This window comes from Bacillus sp. JJ1521 (assembly GCF_036965165.1).
Taxonomy (GTDB): Bacteria; Bacillota; Bacilli; order Bacillales; family Bacillaceae_L; genus Ferdinandcohnia.
The window spans coordinates 12,915-16,116 of the sequence record NZ_JBALOX010000224.1 but is presented as its reverse complement, the minus strand read 5'-3'; the positions used below and the strand labels follow the sequence as shown (position 1 = coordinate 16,116).

Below are 3,202 nucleotides of genomic sequence, written 5' to 3'. Positions count from 1 at the left end.
TTCATAACTGAACACCTTTAGGGAGCCCAGTTACCAAGTGCTCCCTTCTTAAAGATATGGATTTTAAAATGAGGGTTTCAATAAAAATTCAACTTTTCTACTCTTTCAGTCGATTACGGATGTTTTTATATCTAGCAAGTTTGCAAATTGTTTAATTGAATTTTCTCTATTCATTTTTAATGAATCTCGGGGATGGTTAATGCAAAGTCTTTTTTATTCCAGAGCAACAATCATTATAAATAACCAATATTCCCTTCTTTTACATAACTGCCTCATTAGTTCAGCAATGAAAATGTTTTTAATTTGTAGTTTGTTCGAACAGTGCATTAATTTTTTTAAAAAACCAATATTTGTCCAAGTCGCTTAATCCTTTTCCGAATATACTATTATTGCTATTACGAAGACATAATAGCAGCCACTAACTCCTTCTTTTGGGAATCCATTGCCTTGGAAAAGTAGTGGATTCCCGCATTTATCACTCTGAAAATCATCATAAAAAAACAAATCTAAGACTATTACATTTGATGTGAAGGTCTTTTTTTGCTTCGCTTTTTGTTTCTACTTCGACATAAAAGAAAAGTTTTTTATTATTCAACTACCCTGCTGCCTCGTTAGTGCAATAAGAAAAAAGCTGCCCTTAAAACAGCCCTGATCTTCAACTATTGCTATCCGTTAGAAGAAAATTAAAAGTAATGCTCCTACGAAAAAACAATAATATGTAAAATAAGCAAGCTTCCCATTTTTCATAATTCCCAAAAACCACTTCAACGCAATAAAGGTCATTAAAAGTGTTGCAATAAATGCAGCTAAATACGGAATTGCTAAGTCTGCTTTATTAGGTTCATTTAAAAAATCAGAAAGACCTAAAATAACTCCTCCTAGGCTCACGGGAATATACAACATAAATGAAAATCGGAGTGCCGTATCTTGTTTCATTCCAACAGCAATTGCTGAAATAATTGTTGCACCTGAACGACTGATACCTGGTATTAATGCAACAGCCTGCCCTAAGCCTACAATGAAAGCATCTTTACCTTTAATATCACTTTCGTCTTTATTACCTTTCAAATTGCGAATTAACCACAAGGCAATACCTGTTACGAAAAGCATTAACGCAATCGTTGTCATACTAACACTTTCTGATATAAAATCACTTAATAGTATCCCAAGAACACCAGCTGGGATAGTTCCAATGACGATAAAGAAAACAAAACGAAAGTCACTCTTATAACGAAGATCTTTCGTTTTCAAATATAGAAATGAATTTACTGCAAGTCTTGCAATATCTTTTCTATAAAAATAAAGTATCGCAAATAGCGAAGCTGTGTTTGTTAATATAGCAAAAGTAAATCCTTGTTCACCTAGACCCAAGATTTCACTCACAATCATTACGTGCCCACTAGATGACACTGGAATTGGTTCTGTAAAACCTTGAACTAGCCCAACAATAATCATTTTAATTATCAATATAATATCCAATTCTTCCATTGTTACCTCCCTATAAATTCTCATTTATAGTCCAACGTCTGTTAGACCTTCATTTCTAATTGTAAATATACTAAACCGAAATGAAAAAAACCATCGATTAATCTATCAATTTGATGGATAATGTTACATTTTCGTCACTTTAGTCCTTGGGTGGAAGCTGTCCATTTATTTGAATCAAATTGTTACATAATACTTTTGTTGTAATTGACTACAAATTATTGAAGCCGTATGAGTCTCTCTATTAAAATAGGAATTATGAAGTCCTTGGACAATTGTTTGTTTAAATACTTAGTCCAGGGACTTTCTTTTTCCCCCTCATTTTATGTCGCTTTTTTTTTCTACTTTGACATAAGAGGAAGGCTTTTTCTTCTTCAATTATCCTGCACCGTTTGTTAAATAAAGAAAAGCCGTCTTATTGACAGCTATGCTCTTAAACTCTTGATACCCGTTACTCCAAGAAGGAATATAATTATTATTTTATCTTATCCCTATACTCTTGTTTCCAATATATTGGTAAGCATCTTCTTCATGTAAACTTAATAAGATACAGGATAAGCATCTACACGGCAGTTTATCATTAACTTTTCATTTTTTCTTCCTACTGTTAGGGTAACAGTGCGATTCACAGCTTTTTTGTTCAATGCCCTTTCAAAGGTTTCATAATCTACAATTTCTTCTCCATCGATCTCCATTATTATATCTTCAGGTATAATTCCAGCTACTGCAGCTACTGAACCTTCCCTCACCTGTAAAACTCTTGTACCTCTAATCCCCTCGTTTGTTGTGTGTAAAATACCAATCCAAGCTTTCCACAACTCCGAACGAATATCTGTACCAGTTTCATAAACACTCTTCAGATTTTCTAAGAATTGACCTGTACCAAACAGCATATTTTCCTTTGTAGCTTGATTCATTTCACCAATAAAGGAAGCTTGATATTCAATCCTGACAAGAATACCATTTTCCACTTTTTCTAAAGAAGTAATAGTAGTAAAATCCCCATCAATGCTCTGAAGCACAAAGCGTTTCATTGCTTCAATTTCTGTAAATACCCCCTCTGATGTTGCTCCCCAGCCATGATTCATAAAACCTCTGCCACCCACACGAAACTCTATTTCTGCATTTTTTGTATACCAACGGTTTAAATGTTCAGGCTTAGTCAATGCATCCCAAACATGCTTCAATGGTGCATTAACAACAATTTCTCTTTTTACGGAATCCTTAATCTTGTTCATCTCGATTCTCTCCTTTTTCTACATAATTTTTTAGACTTTCGAGCTGATCATCAAGTAGTTCTCCGATGTATTGAAGCATTTCATGGTAGGCGATTTGGAGGGTGTTGAGATTTAATGAATAGATACGATACTTCCCTTTCATGCTCTGTGAAATAATTCTTTCCTCCAAGAGAATATCCAAATGCTTCTTAATTGCAGGTTGAGAGATATCAAATGCTTCGACTATCTCCTTTTGGGTTTTATTTCCTTGTTTAAGTATGCTTAAAATACGCCGCCTGGTTGAATCACTTAGTGCACGGTAAACATCTGACATAATCATTCCCTCACTTCTAACATATAACCAATCGGTTATATGTAAAATATAAACATAGATACTAATATCGTCAAGACTTTTCTGAAAATAGAAGCTTTTTAAACTCCTTTTGCGACTCAACTACCCAGTTAGCATAATAACTTAAACGAAAATAAGCGATAATCCT

General features: G+C 33.8%; 3 protein-coding genes. All 3 read right to left on the bottom strand.

What is annotated here, in order from left to right:
- Window positions 1–672: 672 nt before the first annotated feature.
- Entirely contained in the window at window positions 673–1,488 is an 816-nt protein-coding gene (locus tag V7147_RS22970) for an undecaprenyl-diphosphate phosphatase (protein ID WP_335370124.1), read from the bottom strand.
- 536 nt (window positions 1,489–2,024) lie between these two features.
- Complete coding sequence (locus V7147_RS22965; RefSeq protein WP_335370123.1) at window positions 2,025–2,723, bottom strand: SRPBCC domain-containing protein; 699 nt, start codon at window positions 2,721–2,723, stop codon at window positions 2,025–2,027.
- Window positions 2,710–3,036 carry a metalloregulator ArsR/SmtB family transcription factor gene (locus V7147_RS22960; protein WP_335370122.1) on the bottom strand — a complete coding sequence of 109 codons (327 nt, stop codon included), beginning with the start codon at window positions 3,034–3,036 and terminating at the stop codon, window positions 2,710–2,712. Before V7147_RS22960 ends, V7147_RS22965 begins: the two co-directional genes overlap by 14 nt.
- Between the last annotated feature and the right edge of the window lie 166 nt (window positions 3,037–3,202).